16 protein-coding genes are annotated in these 19,547 nt (G+C 60.1%); 9 read left to right on the forward strand and 7 right to left on the reverse strand.

What is annotated here, in order from left to right; all coding sequences use genetic code 11:
• Positions 1-153: 153 nt before the first annotated feature.
• On the reverse strand, positions 154-873 hold the full coding sequence (locus Q7W83_RS13905) for a FadR/GntR family transcriptional regulator (protein WP_084320617.1): 720 nt from the start codon (positions 871-873) through the stop codon (positions 154-156).
• Positions 874-1,081: 208 nt separating this feature from the next.
• On the reverse strand, positions 1,082-2,818 hold the full coding sequence (locus Q7W83_RS13910) for an IlvD/Edd family dehydratase (RefSeq protein ID WP_150630585.1): 1,737 nt from the start codon (positions 2,816-2,818) through the stop codon (positions 1,082-1,084).
• Between the two features lie 192 nt (positions 2,819-3,010).
• Here Q7W83_RS13910 and Q7W83_RS13915 point away from each other — a divergent pair, with 192 nt between their 5' ends.
• From Q7W83_RS13915 to Q7W83_RS13955, 9 genes are all read left to right on the forward strand, one after another.
• Positions 3,011-4,333 (forward strand): MFS transporter, encoded by a 1,323-nt coding sequence (locus Q7W83_RS13915; protein WP_150630586.1) that lies wholly within the window; start codon positions 3,011-3,013, stop codon positions 4,331-4,333.
• A 153-nt stretch (positions 4,334-4,486) separates the two neighbouring features.
• Entirely contained in the window at positions 4,487-5,479 is a 993-nt protein-coding gene (gene araD1, locus Q7W83_RS13920; protein ID WP_473656204.1) for an AraD1 family protein, read from the forward strand.
• A 10-nt stretch (positions 5,480-5,489) separates the two neighbouring features.
• The gene (locus Q7W83_RS13925; RefSeq protein WP_473656205.1) at positions 5,490-7,070 is read left to right on the forward strand and encodes an aldehyde dehydrogenase (NADP(+)); all 1,581 of its coding nucleotides are present in this window, start codon (positions 5,490-5,492) and stop codon (positions 7,068-7,070) included.
• Between the two features lie 200 nt (positions 7,071-7,270).
• A complete protein-coding gene (locus tag Q7W83_RS13930) occupies positions 7,271-7,582 on the forward strand; it encodes a DUF5629 family protein (protein ID WP_458377483.1) in 312 nt (103 codons plus the stop codon).
• Positions 7,575-8,744 carry a lactonase family protein gene (locus tag Q7W83_RS13935; RefSeq protein WP_458377482.1) on the forward strand — a complete coding sequence of 390 codons (1,170 nt, stop codon included), beginning with the start codon at positions 7,575-7,577 and terminating at the stop codon, positions 8,742-8,744. The genes Q7W83_RS13930 and Q7W83_RS13935 overlap by 8 nt, the downstream gene beginning before the upstream one ends.
• A 155-nt stretch (positions 8,745-8,899) precedes the next feature.
• The gene (locus Q7W83_RS13940; RefSeq protein ID WP_473656206.1) at positions 8,900-9,079 is read left to right on the forward strand and encodes a hypothetical protein; all 180 of its coding nucleotides are present in this window, start codon (positions 8,900-8,902) and stop codon (positions 9,077-9,079) included.
• A gap of 211 nt (positions 9,080-9,290) precedes the next feature.
• On the forward strand, positions 9,291-9,416 hold the full coding sequence (locus Q7W83_RS13945; protein ID WP_263596734.1) for a hypothetical protein: 126 nt from the start codon (positions 9,291-9,293) through the stop codon (positions 9,414-9,416).
• A 115-nt stretch (positions 9,417-9,531) separates the two neighbouring features.
• Complete coding sequence (locus Q7W83_RS13950; RefSeq protein ID WP_150630591.1) at positions 9,532-9,744, forward strand: hypothetical protein; 213 nt, start codon at positions 9,532-9,534, stop codon at positions 9,742-9,744.
• Positions 9,741-9,998 (forward strand): hypothetical protein, encoded by a 258-nt coding sequence (locus tag Q7W83_RS13955; protein ID WP_150653309.1) that lies wholly within the window; start codon positions 9,741-9,743, stop codon positions 9,996-9,998. Before Q7W83_RS13950 ends, Q7W83_RS13955 begins: the two co-directional genes overlap by 4 nt.
• A gap of 58 nt (positions 9,999-10,056) precedes the next feature.
• Here Q7W83_RS13955 and Q7W83_RS13960 read toward each other — a convergent pair whose 3' ends face one another.
• From Q7W83_RS13960 to Q7W83_RS13980, 5 genes are all read right to left on the reverse strand, one after another.
• Positions 10,057-10,653 (reverse strand): glutathione S-transferase, encoded by a 597-nt coding sequence (locus Q7W83_RS13960; protein WP_150630593.1) that lies wholly within the window; start codon positions 10,651-10,653, stop codon positions 10,057-10,059.
• Positions 10,650-14,291 carry an SbcC/MukB-like Walker B domain-containing protein gene (locus tag Q7W83_RS13965; RefSeq protein WP_150630594.1) on the reverse strand — a complete coding sequence of 1,214 codons (3,642 nt, stop codon included), beginning with the start codon at positions 14,289-14,291 and terminating at the stop codon, positions 10,650-10,652. The genes Q7W83_RS13960 and Q7W83_RS13965 overlap by 4 nt, the downstream gene beginning before the upstream one ends.
• Positions 14,288-15,532: an exonuclease SbcCD subunit D C-terminal domain-containing protein gene (locus Q7W83_RS13970; protein WP_458377479.1), complete on the reverse strand. Its 1,245-nt coding sequence runs from the start codon at positions 15,530-15,532 to the stop codon at positions 14,288-14,290. The genes Q7W83_RS13965 and Q7W83_RS13970 overlap by 4 nt, the downstream gene beginning before the upstream one ends.
• Positions 15,533-15,756: 224 nt before the next feature.
• On the reverse strand, positions 15,757-16,506 hold the full coding sequence (locus tag Q7W83_RS13975) for a hypothetical protein (RefSeq protein ID WP_224788042.1): 750 nt from the start codon (positions 16,504-16,506) through the stop codon (positions 15,757-15,759).
• Positions 16,507-16,870: 364 nt separating this feature from the next.
• The coding region (locus tag Q7W83_RS13980; RefSeq protein ID WP_473656207.1) for a toxin VasX at positions 16,871-19,547 on the reverse strand (2,677 nt) is incomplete at its 5' end.

Raw genomic sequence — 19,547 nt, forward strand, 5'->3', positions numbered from 1 at the left:
AGCGGGTTACCGCACATTGTTCGATTCGATGGGGCAAGGAAGGTTTTCAGGCCGGAAACGAAAAAGCCGCAACCTCAGGGTTGCGGCTTTTTTACATCTGAAGATTCACACAACCCATTGTAGAGGCCGGCTCCTGCAAGGGATCGCGTTGGTTTACGAAGGATCGGTGCCCAGCACCACATTCAACGCACTGCGCGCATCATCCAGCTGCACCAGCGTCGCATGCCGTGCACCCAGCGCATCGCGATTTTCGATCGCCGTGAGAATCGCCTTGTGCCGTGGCAAGGCCAATTCATGCAGGTTCGGCCGCTGGTTGGAATGCTTCAACGCTTCGGCAATTGCTACCGACAGCATGTTGCACAGGTTCGCTAGCAAATCGTTGTGCGTTGCGTCGGCGATGCGGCTGTGGAAATCCAGGTCCGGTTGCAACAGCGCTTCGGGGGTCGGCGCGGCTTCCATGCGTTGGTAGGCTTCACCGATGGAGGCGATGTCCGCGTCGGTGGCGAACTGCGCGGCGAGGGCTGCGGCAGCCGGTTCGATGATGCTGCGCACACTGGTCAGCAGATCGAAGAACTGATTCTGCGGGCTGCTTTGCATCAGCCAGTGCAGCACATCCGGGTCGAGCATGTGCCATTCCTTGCGCTGCTTGACCACCGTGCCGACCCGCGGACGGGAATACACCAGGCCTTTGGCGACCAATACACGCGTGGCTTCGCGCAGCACCGGCCGGCTGACCGCGTATTCCTCGCACAACAGGGCTTCTGCGGGCAGCTTGTCGTCCGGTTTGAAGCGTCCGGAAACGATCTGCATGCCCAGTTCCTGGACGATGCGCGAGTGCATGCTTTTGCGGTCGGAGGGTTTGCGGTAATCCATGGGGAACGGCGCGATCCTGTGCGATGGAGGTGCCGCGCATGATAGCAGGCGCGGCGAGGACGGTCGCCCGAGCAAGCACGGTCCTGCGTCCAATGAAGATCAAAATGTGGGAGCGGGCTTGCCCGCGATGGGTCCATCACATTCACCATTGAAGGCGACTGATCCACCGCAATCGCGGGCAAGCCCGCTCCCACAGGGTTTTGCGAGGTTAGTGAGAGTGGCGGGGGACTTCGGCCCCGCGGCAACCGACCAGGAAGTCAAAGTCGCACCCTTGATCAGCCTGCAGCACATGGTCGATGTACAGCTGGCGGTATCCACCGAGGATCATCTGCTGCGGTGGTTGCAGATCGGCCATGCGCGCCGCCAGTTCGGCGTCCGGAATGTCCAGGTGCAAGCGCCCGTTGGCGCAATCGAGTTCGATCCAGTCGCCTTCCTTCACCGCTGCCAAAGGCCCGCCGGCTGCCGCTTCCGGTGCCACATGCAACACCACCGTGCCGTACGCGGTGCCGCTCATGCGCGCATCGGAAATGCGCACCATGTCCGTCACGCCTTGGGCCAGCAGTTTGGCCGGCAAGCCCATGTTGCCGACTTCGGCCATGCCTGGGTAACCCTTTGGCCCACAGTTTTTCATCACCAGAATCGAGTTGGCATCCACGTCCAGTTCCGGATCGTTGATCCGCGCCTTGTACATGTCGAAGTTCTCGAACACCACGGCGCGTCCGCGATGCTGCATCAGTTCTGCGCTGGCGGCGGACGGTTTGAGTACGGCACCCAGTGGCGCCAGGTTGCCGCGCAATACGCAAATACCACCGTCGGCGCGGATCGGGTTGTCGAGGGTACGGATCACTTCGTCCTGACCGTAAATCGGCGAGTCCTTGGTGTTCTCGCCCAACGTCTTGCCATTGACGGTGAGGGCGTTCGGATGCGGAATCAGATTGGCTTCACCGAGGCGGCGCAGCACCGCAGGCAAACCGCCGGCGTAGTAGAACTCTTCCATCAGGAAGCGCCCGGACGGTTGCAGGTCGACGATGGTCGGCATGCCGCGACCGATGCGGGTCCAGTCGTCCAGCTCGAGGTCCACGCCGATGCGGCCAGCGATGGCTTTCAAGTGAATCACGGCATTGGTCGAACCACCGATGGCCGCGTTGACTCGAATGGCGTTTTCGAAGGCCTCTTTAGTGAGGATTTTCGACAGCTTCAAGTCTTCGCGAACCATTTCTACCGCACGCATGCCGGACATGTGCGCCAACACATAGCGACGCGCATCGACCGCTGGAATCGCCGCGTTGTGGGGCAGGGAAGTGCCGAGCGCTTCGGCCATGCAAGCCATGGTCGAGGCCGTGCCCATGGTGTTACAGGTGCCGGCGGAGCGGGACATGCCACCTTCGGCCGCGAGGAAGTCATCGAGGGTAATGGTGCCCGCTTTCACTTGTTCACTGAGCTGCCAGACCACGGTGCCCGAGCCAATGTCCTGGCCCTTGTGCTTGCCATTGAGCATCGGCCCACCGGTGACGACGATGGCCGGCACATCGCAACTGGCCGCGCCCATCAACAGCGCCGGGGTGGTTTTGTCGCAGCCGGTCAGCAGCACCACGCCGTCAATCGGGTTACCGCGAATGGCTTCTTCGACGTCCATGCTCGTCAGGTTGCGGGTGAACATGGCGGTCGGACGCAGGTTCGATTCACCGTTGGAAAACACCGGAAATTCCACCGGGAAACCGCCAGCCTCGATCACGCCACGTTTGACGTGGTCGGCGATCTGGCGGAAATGCGCGTTGCACGGGGTCAGTTCCGACCAGGTGTTGCAGATGCCGATGATCGGTTTGCCGTGGAACTGGTGGTCGGCGATGCCCTGATTCTTCATCCAGCTGCGGTACATGAAGCCGTTCTTGTCGGCCGTGCCAAACCATTGGGCGGAGCGCAGGGTGGGTTTCTTATCAGACATGATCGATTCTCTTATTGTATGACTATATTGTTCGGGCTGAGGCGTAACATAAGCTCAATTTCCCCTGTTTGGAAGTGTTGTTGCTCAAATAGTATTACTATATAGTCCGATTCAACGGAGGGAAGGCCCTGGCATTTTTGGCGAGAGGTGTCCCCCGAGGTTCTATAACAACAACAATCGGAGACCGATCTCATGAGCCAGGAACTGCGGCTTATTCGTCGCATCACGCTGAAACTGATTCCCTTCCTGATCCTGCTGTACCTGATCGCCTATGTGGATCGCTCCGCCGTAGGCTTCGCCAAGCTGCACATGGGCGCCGACATCGGTATTGGCGACGCGGCGTACGGCCTCGGTGCCGGGCTGTTCTTCATTGGCTACTTCCTGTTGGAAATCCCCAGCAACCTGATGCTCGAACGCTTCGGCGCGCGGCGCTGGTTTGCGCGGATCATGGTCACCTGGGGCGCCATCACCATCGGCATGGCCTTCGTTCAGGGGCCGCACAGCTTCTATGTGATGCGCTTTCTACTCGGCGCCGCCGAAGCCGGGTTCTTCCCGGGCGTTCTGTACTACATCACGCAGTGGTTCCCGGTTCGCCATCGCGGCAAGATTCTCGGGCTGTTCATCCTGTCCCAACCGATCGCCATGCTGATCACCGGCCCGGTGTCCGGCGGCCTGCTCGGCATGGACGGCATCCTTGGATTGCACGGCTGGCAGTGGCTGTTCATCGTCATCGGTTCCCCGGCGATCCTGCTGACCTGGCCGGTGCTGCGTTGGCTGCCGGATGGTCCGCAACAGGTGAAATGGATGGATCAGCCCGAGAAAGACTGGCTGGCCGGCGAGTTGAAGAAGGACCTTGAAGAGTACGGCCAGACCCGTCACGGCAATCCGTTGCATGCGCTCAAGGACAAACGCGTGTTGCTGCTGGCGCTGTTTTATCTGCCAGTGACCTTGAGCATTTATGGCCTGGGCCTGTGGTTGCCGACGCTGATCAAGCAGTTCGGTGGCACTGACCTGGTGACGGGCTTCGTGTCGTCGGTGCCGTACATCTTCGGGATCATCGGTCTGTTGATCATCCCGCGCAGTTCCGACCGTTTGAATGATCGCTACGGCCATCTGGCGGTGTTGTATGTGTTGGGTGCCATCGGCCTGTTTCTCAGTGCCTGGCTGACGGTGCCGGTGCTGCAACTGGCGGCGCTGTGCCTGGTGGCTTTCGCGCTGTTTTCCTGCACTGCGGTGTTCTGGACGTTACCGGGTCGTTTCTTCGCCGGCGCCAGTGCTGCGGCGGGGATCGCGCTGATCAACTCGGTGGGCAACCTGGGTGGTTACATCGGTCCGTTCGTGATTGGCGCGCTGAAGGAATACACCGGGAACCTGGCTTCGGGGCTGTATTTCCTTTCGGGAGTGATGGTGTTCGGGTTGATTTTGACGGGCGTGGTCTACCGCGTGCTGGAGCGCAAGCATGTGTTGCCCGCCGACCAGTTTGCCGCCAGCGCGCGTGGCGCGACCCGCACCTGACAGGAAATAAGGTAATCACCGCAGATCTTGCAGGAGCGGGCTTGCCCGCGATGACGGCGGCACATGCACCAACGATGTGTCAGACAGATCGCTATCGCGGGCAAGCCCGCTCCCACAGGGGCCGTGGTGTTCTCAATAAACAGGAGAAAATCCATGCGTTTGGTTCAATTCGAATTGATTAACGGCGAGCGCCGGGTTGGCGTGGTCGAGGGCAGTCTGGTACGCGAAGTGCAGGACGCGCGCGCGGTGCGCGATCTCGCGTTGGCGGCGATCGAGGCGGGCGTCAGTCTTGAGCAACAGGTGAATGCCCTGGGCCTGGGCATCAGCCACGAGTATGCAGAGCTGCTGACCCAGCTGCGCATCCTGCCACCGCTGGACCATCCGGACCCGGCGCACATGCTCGTCAGTGGCACCGGCCTGACTCATTTGGGCAGTGCTTCGGCGCGGGACAAGATGCATCAGCAGGCCGGTGATGAAGCGGCGATGACGGACACGATGCGCATCTTCAAATGGGGCGTGGAGGGCGGCAAACCGGCAGCGGGGCAGGCCGGTGTGCAACCGGAATGGTTCTATAAGGGTGACGGCAGCATCGTCGTGCGTCCGGGTAAACCGTTCCCGCTGCCGCCGTTTGCCGAAGATGCGGGTGAAGAGCCGGAACTCAGCGGTCTATACGTCATCGGCCACGACGGCAAGCCGTATCGCCTCGGTTATGCGGTGGGCAACGAGTTTTCCGATCACGTCATGGAGCGCAAGAACTACCTCTATCTGGCGCACTCCAAACTGCGCAGTTGCAGCTATGGGCCGGAACTTCGGGTGGGTGAGTTGCCCCAACATCTGGCGGGCACCAGCCGCATTTTGCGCGACGGCGAAGTGCTGTGGCAGAACGAGTTTCTCAGCGGCGAGGCCAACATGTGCCACAGCCTGGAAAACCTCGAATACCACCATTTCAAATACAGCCAGTTCCTGCGTCCGGGCGACGTGCACATTCATTTCTTTGGCACCGCGACCCTGTCCTTTGCCGACGGCATTCGCACCCAACCGGGTGACGTGTTCGAGATCAGTCAGGCCGAGTTCGGTGCGCCGTTGATCAACGGCATCGCGCCGGTTGCAGCGGCCTTCGAACCCGGCACCATCGGCATTCTTTAAGGAGCAACCCATGACCCAGCTACTCGGTCACAACTACATCGGCGGCCAGCGCAGCGCTGTCGGTACGATCATCGTCAACAGCGTTGATGCCAGCACCGGCGAAGTATTGCCTCACGATTTCTTCCAGGCCACGCCGGAAGAAGTCGATGCCGCCGCGAAGGCAGCCGCTGCTGCTTACCCGGCCTACCGCAGCCTGAGTGCCGAGCGTCGCGCGCAATTTCTCGATGCGATTGCCGATGAGCTGGATGCGCTGGGCGATGATTTCGTCGCCCTGGTCTGCCGGGAAACCGCGTTGCCCGCCGCCCGTATTCAAGGCGAGCGTGGTCGCACCAGCGGCCAGATGCGCTTGTTCGCCAAGGTGCTGCGGCGCGGTGATTTCTACGGTGCACGGATCGATCAGGCCCTGCCAGAGCGCAAGCCGCTGCCACGTCCCGACCTGCGCCAGTACCGCATCGGCCTCGGCCCGGTCGCCGTGTTTGGGGCCAGTAACTTCCCGTTGGCGTTTTCCACCGCCGGCGGCGACACCGCGTCAGCCTTGGCTGCCGGATGCCCAGTGGTATTCAAGGCGCACAGCGGTCACATGGCCACGGCCGAGCTCGTGGCCGACGCCATTCTCCGCGCCGCAGAAAAAACCGGTATGCCGGCCGGTGTGTTCAACATGATCTACGGTGGCGGGGTCGGCGAAGCGCTGGTCAAGCACCCGGCGATCCAGGCAGTCGGTTTCACCGGTTCGCTCAAGGGCGGCCGCGCGTTGTGCGACATGGCGGCGGCGCGCCCACAACCGATCCCGGTGTTTGCCGAGATGTCGAGCATCAACCCGGTGATCGTCTTGCCCCAGGCCCTGGCCGTTCGCGCTGAAAGCGTGGCCCGCGACCTGACCGCGTCAGTGGTACAAGGCTGCGGCCAGTTCTGCACCAACCCCGGTCTGGTGATCGGCATTCGCTCCGCGCAGTTCAGTGCGTTTGTGCAGCACGTGACGGGGTTGATCAACGATCAGCCCGCGCAAACGATGCTCAATGCCGGGACCTTGAGCAGTTATGGCCAAGGCCTGCAAAAACTCCTCGCGCATCCCGGCATCGAGCATCTGGCCGGCAGCCCGCAGCAAGGCCATCAGGCGCAGCCGCAGCTGTTCAAGGCCGATGTCAGTTTGTTGCTCGACGGTGATGACGTGCTGCAGGAAGAAGTCTTCGGCCCGACCACCGTGTTTGTCGAAGTGGCGGATCAGGCGCAACTCAGCGCTGCTTTAAATGGCCTGCACGGGCAACTGACGGCGACTGTCATTGGTGAACCGGCCGACTTCGAGCAATTCGGTGAGTTGACGGCCTTGCTCGAGCAAAAGGTCGGGCGGATCCTGCTGAACGGCTATCCGACCGGGGTGGAAGTCTGCGATTCGATGGTCCATGGCGGGCCGTACCCGGCCACGTCCGATGCGCGTGGCACGTCGGTGGGGACGCTGGCGATTGATCGATTCCTGCGGCCAGTGTGCTTCCAGAACTATCCCGACAACTTGCTGCCGGAGGCGTTGAAGAATGGCAATCCGCTGCGCATTCAGCGGTTGGTGGATGGACAACCTTCGCGCGACGCAATCTAAAAACTAAACGCAGCCCCCTGTGGGAGCGAGCCTGCTCGCGATGGTGGAGTGTCAGTCGACAATTCTTTGACTGGTACACCGCCATCGCGAGCAGGCTCGCTCCCACAGTTGTTAGGGGTGTACACGCATTTTGTGACCGGCACTGGATCGCTCTCTCATTGAGCTATCATTGCGTCTTTCCCCTTCAAAGATTGACTGCCATGACTGCCCCAACCGACACCCTGCTCAACGCCCTCGAACACTGCGGAATGGTGGAAATCGACGGGTTGCATGCCTTCGAATTCGCCCTCGATGAGGATGACAATCTGCATATCGAATGCATCGATGGTAGAAATGCGCTGCATTGGGAATTCACCCCCGCGCAGATTCAAGCGGCAACCTTCGACCCGACTTTGCAGAGCTGGCTGATCAGGGACAACGGCGGCGAACACCGCTTGGTCTGCCTTGGCGACGGCGTCAGCGGCGACAACGAAGACGAAGACGACGAAGACGACGAGCAAGGGGATGCGTAACCTCTGGCCGCTGTTGATCGCCGGCAGCATTGGCGTACTGGGTGTTCAGGCCGCCTGCGCCGACAACTATCAATTGCTCGTGGGCTCCTACACCGCAGGGCAAAGCCAAGGCCTTTATCGCCTGAATTTCGACAGCGGCACAGGGCTGATCGACGCCAAACCGTCGCAAGTGGTCAACAGCGAAAACCCGTCCTGGCTGACCCTGTCCAAGGATCAGCGTCACCTGTTCGTGGTCAACGAAAACGGCCCGGGACAGAAAGACCCGGTCGGGCGCGTCAGCAGTTACGCGATCGACGCCAAAACCCACGCACTGAGCCTGATCAATCAGGTCCAAAGCCTGGGCAACGAACCGACCCATTCGAGCCTCAGTGGCGATGCCAGCCACCTGTTCGTCAGCAACTATTCAGTGGCTGAAGACCCGGGCGGCACGCTGGCGGTGTTGCCGGTGGGCGCCGATGGCACGCTCAAAAGCGTGGTGCAAATGAGCAGTCATCCGTCCAGCCGGGTCAACCCCGAGCGGCAGATGTCGGCGCATGTGCATTCGACGGTGTCCTCGCCGGATGGCAAGTTTGTGTTCTCCAATGATTTGGGCGCGGACAAGATTTTTGTCTATCGCTTCGATCCGAAGGCCAACCCGAACTTGCCGTTGACCGCGGCGACGCCCGCGTCGGTCCAGTTGCCGCCCGGCAGCGGGCCGCGGCACTTGCTGTTCAGCGCCGATGGCAAACACGCGTGGCTGACCATGGAAATGAGCGCGCAGGTCGCGGTGTTCGATTACCGCAACGGCAAGCTTGAACAAACGCAGATGGTCGACCTGGCAGCCGGGCAACCGACGTCGGACAAAGCCGCCGCAGCGTTGCACGCATCAAAGGATGGCAAGTTTCTCTATGTCAGCAACCGTGGCACCGCCAATCAGTTGCTGGTGTTTGCCATCGACCCCGCGAACGGCCACCTCAAAGAGCTGCAACGCCGTTCGGTGGAAGGGGATCACCCGCGCGAGTTCAGCCTCGATCCGAGTGGCAGGTTCGTGCTGATCGCCAATCAGAAGAGCAACCAGATTGTCGTCGTCGAGCGCGATGCCAAGAGCGGTCTGCTGGGTAAAACCGTGCAGAAACTGCCGATGGATGCCCCGAGCGACCTCAAGTTCCTGCTGCGTCAATAGGCCGCAGGCCCCGTTTGATGGGGCCTGCATCCTTCTATTAATGACGCTGATATCTGCTAATGCTACAAAAGATTTCAAGGCGCCAACCTCGAAGGTTAAGTTTGCTTCACGGCCCCACCGGGCAAGCAAGCCAACTGAATCCGAGGAATACCGCAATGAACTTCAATCTCTTCTCTATTATCGCCGCATCCGCCATCTCTGCCACCGTTGCTCTGCCAGCCAGCGCCAACGTTGAAATCAGCGACAAAAAATCCCACACCCAGAGCTATACCCAGAAATACCTGCAACAGAGCGCCAACTTCTACGCGGCCCTGGATCACAAAACCCAAGCCTGAAGTTCCAGCCCTGCACCCTTTATGCAGGAGCGAAGTCACTTGCGCGGATCAAGCTGAAAAGCTTTGAAAAAGCCTGAGTGATGTCGCTCCTGCATAACGCGTTTACGACAGCATCACATTGCTATCAATGTCGCTCTTGATATCACATGGCCATGAGTTTAAATTTGACGCTGATTTATTGACTCCTTCTCTAATAAAAAGGATCGACAGCATGGCGATGCGTCTGGCCGTGGTACTCCTGTTCCTCTATTCAACGCCTATTTTATCCGCCGCACCGCCCGCTCCAGGCGAGCCTGACGCTGCTCGAGAGCGCATGATGAGTTTTATCGAAGGCTGAAATAGACTGGCTTAATGATCAACGAAGCTGATGGTGACTATGGATAACACTGAGTGGTTATCACGGCTTTTTTGATCGATTCTGTGGGCACTGAAACATGCCCACGGAGAACACCATGGCCAGCGCAATCCTCACTTCTGCCAAATACGGCGCCTACCTGGCCATCGGTCTTTACGTGGCGCTGGTGTTGGTTGTCAGCATTACCGCGCAATCGCAACACGAGATCGACGCGCCGATTCAGGTCGCTTATCCCGCCATTCAGTTCGAACACCGCGCTCAAAACGCCGTGATCGATCACGCAGACGTGGCGGGAGTGGCAGGGGCATGAAAGGGGGCAAACTCTGGGTCATCGCCTTCCTGGCGTTCATGACCAATGGCGCTTCCCTGTTGGGCATCGGACAAGCCTCGGCAGGCTCTGTAGCGCGGTCGATCGAGGCCAATCACAACCTCGCTCGCAGCATCGAAACCGAGAAGGCCATGGGCTTGCTGGCCGGTAATCCACCCATCAAACGCCAAGGCGATTTCTTCGGTCCGTTCCAGGTCGATTGCTCGGTGCTGCAGATGTGCGAAGTGTTGGCCTGAATCCTTAATACGCCACCAACTCTGTAAGAGCCAGCAAGCTGGTTCCTACAGAGGCCGGTTACTTCTTCATGATTGATGTGAACAGGTCTGACTCTAAAAACCGTTTCAACCAAGCCTGCAACCGCACGTAGCGCGTCTGATCAAACCACTCACGATCCACATGCGCGAACTGCCGAATAAACGGCATCAGTGCCACATCCGCCAGACTCGGATGGTCCGCCAGCAAATAGTCGCGTCCCTCCAGCAACCCCTCCAGCTGGCGCAAAAACACTTCGCCTTCGGCTCGATAAAATTCCATCGGCTGCTCGGGATAACGCTCGGCATACTTGTAGTGATTCAGATGCACCTTGAACACCTGATCGTTCTCTTCGATCAGTACGGCGATCTGCGCTCGCCCCGCAGGGTCATCCTTGAGCAGCCAATCCTGCGGATCGTTCTGTGCCAATGCCCAGTGCATGATCGCCAGGCTTTCATCAATCACCTGGCCGTCGACGCTCAGCACCGGCACCGTGCCTTTGCTCGACAGCGCGAGCATTTCGGCAGGCTTGGCCTTCAGGCTGACCTCGACGATGTTCACGGCAACGTCCGAGTAACGCAGGGCCATCCGCGCCCGCATGGCGTACGGGCAGCGGCGGAAGGAGTAAAGCGTGGTCATTTCACCTCCAGGGTACTCAGGCCGTTGCCCTGGCGGTGGACCTGAATCTGCACCGGGATCCGTTCGTGCATTTCCTGGACGTGGGAAATCACCGCGACCTTGCGGCCCTGAGCCTGCAAACCGTCGAGGGCGTCCATCGCCAGTTGCAGGGATTCCGGATCGAGGCTGCCGAAGCCTTCGTCAATGAACAGCGATTCGATTTTCAGCGTGCTCGATGCCATCGATGCCAGGCCCAATGCCAGCGCTAACGACACCAGGAATGTCTCGCCACCGGATAACGAATGGACCGAACGCAGTTCATCGCCCATTTCGGTATCCATCACCAGCAAGCCGAGCATGCTGCCGCCACGCTTCAGACGATAGCGCCGCACCAGTTGCCGCAACTGCACGTTGGCGTGATGCACCAGCAGGTCGAGGTTGTAGGCCTGGGCGATCTTGCGGAAGGTGTCGCCGGTGGCTGAACCGATCAATGCGTTCAAACGCGCCCAGCGCTGGTACTCGTTGTAAGCGTCGGCGATTCGTTGGGCCAGGGCCTGATTGGCGTTTTGCCGGCGCTGGTCCTCGGCCTGCTGGGCGCGCAGCTCGGCGCAACGGTGCTCGCTGGCGGCAAACTGGTTTTGCAGATCGGCCAGTGCGGTGGCCAGTTGCCCGGCATCGAGATTACCGTTGTCCTGCGCCAGATGACTGGCCAGGCGTTTCTCTCGTTCCTGCAACAACACCTCAGCCTGCTCGATGGCTTTTTCGTTTTGCTGCAACCGTTGGCGCAGTGCGCTGACTTGCTGGTCGTCGACGCTCAGCAGGTCTTCCAGGCCGCCATCATCCAGTTCCGGATGCAAGGCGCGCCAGTCGGCAATCTTCCCGCTCAGTTCGCGGTCTTCTGTTTCCAGCGCCATCAGGCGTTCCTGCATCGCTTTGAGCTCGGCCGCCAGTTCTACCAGGCGCGTACGTACGGTTTGCAGTTCCTGGTGGGCCGCCGTTTCGGCATTGCGCGCCTGTTCCACCGCCTGATCCAGTTGTTGCTGCCACTGTTCGGCGCTGGTGTGCTGGCCCAGCAGTTGAGCCAACTGCTGCTGGCAAGTCTGTTGCTGTTCGGCGAGCGCAGCGAATTGCTGCTGGGCGGCCTCTTGTTGCTGGACGCGTGTCAGTTGGCGGTCCTGTTCTTTCTCCAGCGTTTGCTGGCGTTGCAGCTGTTCATCCAGCTCATCGCGTTGCTGCTCGAGTTGTTGCAGGCGCTCGGCGATCTGCCGGTCCAGTTGCATGAAGGTTGCAGCCGGTTCGTTGCGCAATGCTTGCAGGGTAGCGGCAGGGAGCAGGGCGCTGAACGCAGCCAACTCTTCGTCCAGACGCTGGCGATCGCTGTTCAGTTCGCGTTGTTGGTTAGCCAGTTGCTGGGTCGCTTGCTGGCTTGCGTTTTCGGCGCCGCGCAGTTGTTGCTGAAGGCGCGAAGCATCCTGTTGCAGGGTGAGCAGGGCGGTTTGCCGCTGTTCATCCTGCGTGATGCTTTGTTGCAGCTGGCTGTTTTGCTGGGCCAGCCAGGCATCGCGTTGGGTGGCGTCCTGAGCCTGCAATTGCGCAGACAACGGGTGCGCGTCGAGGGTCGGTGCCAGGCTCTGTTGTTGAGCGAGGAGGTGTTCCTGCTGTTGCAATAGTTCTTTTTGCTGGGCGATCACGCCACCGACTTCGGTGCGCAGATCGGTGAGTTTTTCCTTGAGCGAATCCACCGCTTTCTGCGCGTTGGCCTGCTCGCTTTCATCATGACGACCGAGGCTTTGCAGCAAGGCTTCCGGTTGATGATAAGGATGGTCCGGGCTGCCGCAGACCGGGCAGGGCTGATCGTCCTGCAACTGCTCGCGCAATTCTTCGACGCTGGCGCTGCGGGCCAGGCGCTGACGCTCCAGCAACTCGCGGGTGACTGTCAGGGTCTGCTCGGCGACGGTCAGCTCGTTTTTGCTTTTTACCCCGTCCTGGGTCAGGCGATCGCGTTCCTGCTGGGCAGCGGTTTGACGTCGCTGCAATTCGGCGATGCGCTGGTCCAGTTCCTGCTGACTGGCCCACAGGCGCGTCAGCTCTTCAAAGTGGCGCAGGTTTTTGCGGTTGTCTTGCAACAGATTACCCAGCAACTGGATCTGTTCAGCGACCGCTTCAGGCTCGGCACCGGCCTCTTTGTAGAGCACTTCAAGATGCTGCTTTTGCGCAACCAGTTCCGCGGCAGCACGGCTGGCGCTCTGTTCCAGCGCCTGCAGTTCAGCTTCACCCTTGTTCAGGCGATTGCCGATCAACATCAATTGCTGCAGACGGTCGCGGTAGGCGCTCCAGGCATCGCTGAGCGGGGCCAGATGAGCGCTTTGCGCCAGTTCCCCGGCAATTCGCAGCAGACGCTCGGCCACTTGTCTTTGCTGCTCAAGCAAGCTTTGAATCGTGCCTTGGCCCTGGGTACAGGCCAGCTCCGCGTGCTGTTTGAGCTCGGCACTGTGCCCTGCGTCCTTGTTCAAACGGGCGAGGGTGCTTTGCGCTTCGAAGGCCTGACGCAGCAGCGGCACGTTTGCGCTGTGTTGGCGTTGGGCCTCGACCAGCGCAGTTTGCGCAGTGCTCAGGCTCTGTTCGAGTGCAGTCTGGCGTTCGTGCAGCGCTTGTTGCTGCTGCGTGTGCTGCTGAATCTGCGCGGCCAGCGGCGTGAGCAAGGCGCTCAGTTCGGACTGGCGGGCGAACTGGTGCCGTTGTGGCGCCAGTTGCTCCAGGCGGGTCAATTTCAAGCGTTCAGCGGTCAGACTTTGCCAATCCTGCCGGGCGCTGGTCAGTTGTTCGGTGGCGCTGAGCTGTTCGTCCTGCAATTGGCGCAGCGCTTTCAGCCAGAGGCTCTGCAGTTCAAGCTGCTTGAGTTGCGCTTGCTGGGTCTTGAGTTGCTGCTGTGCTTCGTTGAAGCGCTGATCCAGTTCTGTACGGGCTTCGGGCGTCAGCGGCGTGACGCCGGTGGCCTCATCCTGCAACAGCTTGTGCGCTTCACGGGCCTCTTTGGTCTTGTCGAAGGCGCGACGGCCCAGACGCGTGTAGAGCGCGGTGTCGGTGAGTTTTTCGAGCAGTTCGCTGCGTTCGTTGTCGTTGGCCTTGAGGAACGCACTGAACTCGCTCTGAGCCAGCAACACGGCACGGGTGAACTGCTCGAAGTTCAGGCCGAGGACGGATTCGAGCTGGGTCTTGAACTCGACTTTCTGACTGGCCAGCAGTTGATCCAGATCGATGTCACGCAAGCTCTGACGGCTGGCTTGCAGCTTGCCACCGGCCTTCTCCCGAGCGCGATTGGCCTCCCAGCGCGCGCGATAGCGACGGCCATCGATGCCGACGAAATCGACTTCGGCATAGCCTTCGCCCGTGCCGCGACGCAGCAGCGTACGTGGGTCGCCGGTGCTGATTTCGCCGTCGGCATCCGGCGCTTTGGCCGACACTTGAGCGTTGCTCAGTCGAGGCACGGCGCCGAACAGTGCCAGGCACAAGGCATCGAGCAGGGTGCTTTTTCCGGCTCCGGTCGGCCCGGTAATCGCGAACAAACCGGCACTGGCCAAGGGTTCGGCGGTGAAGTCGATTTCAAACGGCCCGGCAAGGGAAGCGAGGTTTTTCAGGCGGATCGCGAGAATTTTCATGGCTGTTCGCTCTCCATCTGCACGTCTTGCAACAGCTCGGCAAAGTCCTTCAGCGTTTGCTCGTCGACCTCGCTGCCGTAGTTGTCCAGCCACGCGCGGCTGAACAATTCCTGGGGTGTGAGCTGGTCCAGTTCAACCAGGGGCGTACCGTCATCGAGCCCGTCACGGCTGCCGTTACCGGCGTACTCAGCGGCGATCCGCACCAGGCGCACGGCTTTGCCTTGCAGGGCGATTTCGACCTGATGGCGCAAGTCGGGTTGCGGCTCATCGAGGCGCACCCGCACTTCCAGCCACGGCTGACGCTGAATGTCGGCGAGCAAATCGATATTCGGCAGGTCGGCCAGTTGTAGCAGGATGTCGGCCAAAGGCGCCGGGCCGATACGTTGCAGGTTGACGGCGCGGGGAATCAGCTTCGGTTCGACGCTGACCAGGGTTTCGCCGTCGAGCTGGATGTCGAGAATCTGATGCTGATAACCGATTTCGGAGAACGACAACGGAATCGGCGAGCCGCTGTAGCGAATGCGCTCTTCACCGTTGACCTTCTGCGGCTTGTGCAAATGCCCGAGGGCAACGTAGCTGATGCTCGGGCCGAACAGGCTGGCGGGCAGCGCTTCGGCGTTGCCGATGATCAGACTGCGCTCGGAATCTTCCGATACTGAACCGCCGGCCATGTGCGCATGGCTGATGGCAATCAGCGCTTGGCCCTTCTTGCGTTTGGCATTGGCGGCTTCGATCAGCCATTCGTGAACCTGGCCGATCCCGCGCAGGTAGTTGTCGCCCAGGTGCGCGCCGGTCACTTCGGCCGGTCGCAGGAACGGCAGCGCCAGGCACCAGGCCACCGTTTTGCCTTTGGCGTCCGGCAGCGGCAGCAGCAGACGCTCGGCGTCGAGTTGCCCGTCATCCAGCCACAGCACCCGCCCCAGCGCATGCGTGCGCAAACGACGCATCAGCGGTGCGGGCAGTTCAATGCGTGAACCGGAATCGTGGTTGCCGGCGATCATCACGATCGTCAGCTTCGGCTGTTGTTCGTGGGCGCTGACGATGAAGTCATAGAGGCGTTCCTGGGCTTTGACCGGTGGATTGACCGTGTCGAAGATATCGCCGGCGATCAACAGCACATCGGGCTGGTCCATCTTTAGCTGACGCAGCAGCCATTCGAGGAAACAGCCGTGCTCGAAATCGCGTTCCTGGCCGTGAAGGTTCTGCCCAAGGTGCCAGTCGGAGGTGTGAAACAGACGCAAGGCGAGCTCCGTAGGAAATAAGGTAGTGGCCGCGAGGAAATTGACAGCGGCGAAAGGGGAGAGAGTTTACGGGTAAAGAGGTGAGTACACCTACCCTCGCCACGGAGTTGGGTTTGAGAGCGGCGTGAAAACCGTAACGGGTGTCCGGAATTACTTGACCCGTTCACCGATACCCAAGCGGCGAGACGGTTTAATGCTTAACGGTGACCGGAAGTCGCTCAGTTTCATGCGCGTTGTTTGTTGCCGGCTTCCAATCGCTGTGCCTCGGCAAAAATCTCGGTAATGGCTCGGCTCGGCTGTCGCTTGTGCAGTGCCCGTACTTGTTCGCTCATGCGCAGTAGCTCCGGGCTCGGTTTGGCCCACTGTTCCTCCGGCAACGGCTCGGACCATTGGCGCATCACTTCGGGCATGGCCTGTGGGGCCATTCTCTGGAGGCGGCGGATTTCCCATTCGGTCAGGTGATTGGGAATCGTCCACAGAGTCATGACGTGGTACAGGTACCAGAAAAATCCCGAGAGCCGGTTGCGTGAACCGTCGCGGATTTGCTGGTGCATGCGTGCACGGGCGTTGTGAAAAGTGTGCAGGCCTTCGTGGGGCGGGTCGTTCGGGCCTTGCAGGTCTTGCAGGTCCTGAATGGATTTGAGGTCGTGGATTTCGTATTCCATGTAACCGCGAATGGCTTCCCAGTGGCTGATGGCCAGCGAAAGACCGAAGCAGGGAAATTCGACGCTGGTCAGGGTCTCGCCGTGCTGGAAACCGATGCCCATGCCGTACTGGCGGTGGATGCCGTATTGGGTGGCGCCTTGGGCTTCGATGACCCAGGCCGAGAGGGATTCCCAGGGGACGAAGAGCGGTTCGGTGGCGCCTTCGGGCATGAAGCAGACTTCGCGGCGTTGGCGGTTGAAGCGGGTGGGGATGATGTGGAGGCGTTTTTTGTGGTTGTGGTGCCAGACGCCGAGGCCGATTACCAGCATGGAAAATCCGGTAACTAAGGCATATCCATAGATGGCGAAGAATAAATCAATGACAAATTCCCATGTGTATGCGAAGTCATATCCGAACAAAAGGCCCATGCAGCCAATTGCTAGCGGGATTAGGAACGCGATCATGAAAGCAACACTGAATGGTCCTCCCAATACGGTTTGCCATGAAAATATCTGCGGTGATCCCAGCCCGAAGTCCATGTACACGTCATTCAGTTCCCCGATATGAGGGCCATGCGCTGGCAACGGTGTCGGTAATGGCAATGGTGCGAGATAAGTGATTCTTCCACTGGGAAACGGCTCGATATCGCCGGCATTGCGGGACTGCTCAAGGTGCGGGGAAGGCAGTGCGCTATCAAGGTTGGTGGGCATGGTCGGCCAGCTCCAACAGATGGGTTTCAACCCGCAACAATGGTGGATGCTCGGTAACGGATTGACGGGGTAATGAAGGGAAATGGCCCTCAGCGCGGGGGTTAAGGTGAATGACTTCAGTCCGCGACTCCCACACCCCCTTGGCATTCAAGGTTTGTACACAGACGGCCAATTCCAGCGTTTCGGACGCTGGGGTAAATTCAGAGTCAGGGTCCACGGGATACTGCAGGCATAACACCAGTCGATCGGGTCCTGCTTGCACGATGCGCAGGTTATCCGTGATTTCCTCGCTGATCACGTCCTTGCGTTCTCGCGACTTGCCACGGCTGTGGAGGGGAACGGACAGACGGTGGGCGCCAATCCCCAGGCGATGAGCCGGTTGTCCACTCAACGGTGGCTGAAAATCACTGAGCTTGAGCCTTGGCAGCACCAAGTGAATGTCGCTGGGCTTGGCTTTTAGCAGGAAGTTTTTCAACCAGGAGTCATGTTCGTTCGGGCCCAGTTGCGCATACGGAGCGTTGAGCAAATAACCCAAATAATGCTGATATTCATCCAGGGTATGGTCGCCGCGATGATCGGTGTCCAGGCTCCAGGGCGTGGTTTTCAGCCATTTATCGTGGGCGCTGAGGTTGTAGCGGTTGTACAGCCAGGTGCCACTCAGTTCCAGCACGGTGAACAGGGCGCCGGCGAGGTTGAAGCGGAAGAACACCGTGGAGAGGCGTGTGCCTGCGGCGGCCCATGCGACTGTTCTTGCTGCGGCACCCCGTGCCGTCAGAACTTTGAATGTGGTGTGGACCGTGTGCCCCAAGCCATAGGCATTGACGGTCGTCATGCCGGCAGCGCCCACTGTCGCGAGCGCTGCACTATTCTGCGCAGCCGTATTGCCACTACGTGCCGCCTGTTGCCAATTCTGGTGGTGGTTGATGAGGCTGACCATTGAAGACGCAAAACCAAAACCGTAGGTGGAGATGCCTAGTCCAACATGCATCTTCCCCATCTGCACGTGCACATTCTGCAACGCATGGTGTTGAAGTCCCGCGACGAGTACAGCGCTGCGTGCCTTCAACGCCGTATCAGCCAGACTTTGCGCTGCGGTGAATCCCGCCGCTCCTGTCGCAAAACTCGCAGTAATCAACGGCTCCAACTTACGCTTGTCTCGTGACTGGTTAAACGTTTCCCTCATGACCGAAACCAAATTCACCCCCTGCACCAAAAACACCAACAACCCCATCCCCTCGCTCTTGATCAGGTCTGCCTTCGGCACACTCTGAACCCCCAACCGAATGCTCTTCAGCAAACTCCTCACCTCCAACTGCTGCGCCGGTGGAAACACCACCGTCACCCCCGCCCGAGCAGGTGTCGCGCCATACAGGCGCGCCGACTGATCCGGCAGTTCCGCAATCGGGCTCAACGCCCCGGCCAAGCGACCTTCGAGTTGCGTCAACTCTGCCCGGACCCGAACGATCTCACCCTGCAATTCCAACGCCCGTGCTGTCCTGTGCCCCTGGCGATTTTTGTTGTGGGTGATCTGGTTGCGTTCGCGGGTCAGGGTTTTCAGGTAGTCGCGCTCACTGAGCAGTTCCGTGAGGTTGTTTTGCAGCGCCGCGTGTTCCGCCGGGCTGGAGACGGTGAAGGTCACCCCGGTGGTTTTTGCCGCGTCGAGAATCCGCCCCGGTAGCGCCTTGGGCAGGCGCCGGAACAGTTCATCAAGATCGGGGATTTTTCCTCCGGCCAGATCGAAACCTTCCAAGGCCCGGCTTAGGCCGAGGTTCAGCGCCGGGCTGAGGCTGTGCTGGGCCGCGTCGGCAACGGCGCGGGTGTGTTCGGGCAGATCGTCAAGGGCCGGCAGGGGCGGTTGTTCGATTTTCTGCAACTCGCCCAGCCAGTGCGGCAGGTTGTTGAACACGCCCATGCCGGCGTTGAACAACGTGGCGTATTGCGCCGCCCGTTCTGGCTGCAGGCGCAGGGGCAAGGTGTAGAACAGTGGCCGGGTCAGTTCCGGGTGTTTTTCCAGATAACCGAGGAGGATTTCGCTGGCGTAATCGCTGCGGCAGAGGTCCTTGAGGCAGGCGTATTCGGTGGTGAGGGCCTGGTGGAGTTGCTGTTGATCCTGCGCGTCGTAGTACCAGGCCGAACGATGGAAACGACCGGCACCCACCAGCATGATGCGGTCGGTGGTGATGCGATCCAGCATCCGGTTCCAGCGGCCAAGGTCGTCGCGATGCTGTAACAGCGCGCTGTCCATGGCAGGCCGGTCGATGAAATCATTGACCCCGCGCTTACCACTGAAGCTGGAGCCTTCGAGCACATCGACGATGCGTTTGTTTTGCGCTTGGCCGAGTTTTACCAAGGTGTCGAGGTGGCGTTCGACGAAATCGTCGGGGGCGACCTTGAAATGTTGGCGAGCGTAGTAGCGGTCGTCTGCCTCGTCACTGGCGCGGCTGTGGGCGGTGAAGTCGGGTGTGCCACCCTGGTACTTGGCGAATTTGAACGCTTCGGCATGGGCTTCTTTGCGCGCTTGCTCCAGCTCCCGAGGCACGGGGCCGTCCGGTGGCTTGACCTTGCCGCCCTTGTTCAGGTAGTCGAGCAGAGCTTCGCGGGTCTGCTCCCGATCCGGTTCCGGCAACTGTTGCAAATCGCCAAAAAGCGCCTGGACTCGC

The organism is Pseudomonas sp. 300 (assembly GCF_055803035.1).

Coding starts and splice junctions, on each gene's coding strand:
- Q7W83_RS13905 (WP_084320617.1), bottom strand. CDS start 873: ATGGATTACCGCAAACCCTCCGACCGCAAAAGCATGCACTCGCGCATC.
- Q7W83_RS13910 (WP_150630585.1), bottom strand. CDS start 2,818: ATGTCTGATAAGAAACCCACCCTGCGCTCCGCCCAATGGTTTGGCACG.
- Q7W83_RS13915 (WP_150630586.1), top strand. CDS start 3,011: ATGAGCCAGGAACTGCGGCTTATTCGTCGCATCACGCTGAAACTGATT.
- araD1 (WP_473656204.1), top strand. CDS start 4,487: ATGCGTTTGGTTCAATTCGAATTGATTAACGGCGAGCGCCGGGTTGGC.
- Q7W83_RS13925 (WP_473656205.1), top strand. CDS start 5,490: ATGACCCAGCTACTCGGTCACAACTACATCGGCGGCCAGCGCAGCGCT.
- Q7W83_RS13930 (WP_458377483.1), top strand. CDS start 7,271: ATGACTGCCCCAACCGACACCCTGCTCAACGCCCTCGAACACTGCGGA.
- Q7W83_RS13935 (WP_458377482.1), top strand. CDS start 7,575: ATGCGTAACCTCTGGCCGCTGTTGATCGCCGGCAGCATTGGCGTACTG.
- Q7W83_RS13940 (WP_473656206.1), top strand. CDS start 8,900: ATGAACTTCAATCTCTTCTCTATTATCGCCGCATCCGCCATCTCTGCC.
- Q7W83_RS13945 (WP_263596734.1), top strand. CDS start 9,291: ATGGCGATGCGTCTGGCCGTGGTACTCCTGTTCCTCTATTCAACGCCT.
- Q7W83_RS13950 (WP_150630591.1), top strand. CDS start 9,532: ATGGCCAGCGCAATCCTCACTTCTGCCAAATACGGCGCCTACCTGGCC.
- Q7W83_RS13955 (WP_150653309.1), top strand. CDS start 9,741: ATGAAAGGGGGCAAACTCTGGGTCATCGCCTTCCTGGCGTTCATGACC.
- Q7W83_RS13960 (WP_150630593.1), bottom strand. CDS start 10,653: ATGACCACGCTTTACTCCTTCCGCCGCTGCCCGTACGCCATGCGGGCG.
- Q7W83_RS13965 (WP_150630594.1), bottom strand. CDS start 14,291: ATGAAAATTCTCGCGATCCGCCTGAAAAACCTCGCTTCCCTTGCCGGG.
- Q7W83_RS13975 (WP_224788042.1), bottom strand. CDS start 16,506: ATGCTGGTAATCGGCCTCGGCGTCTGGCACCACAACCACAAAAAACGC.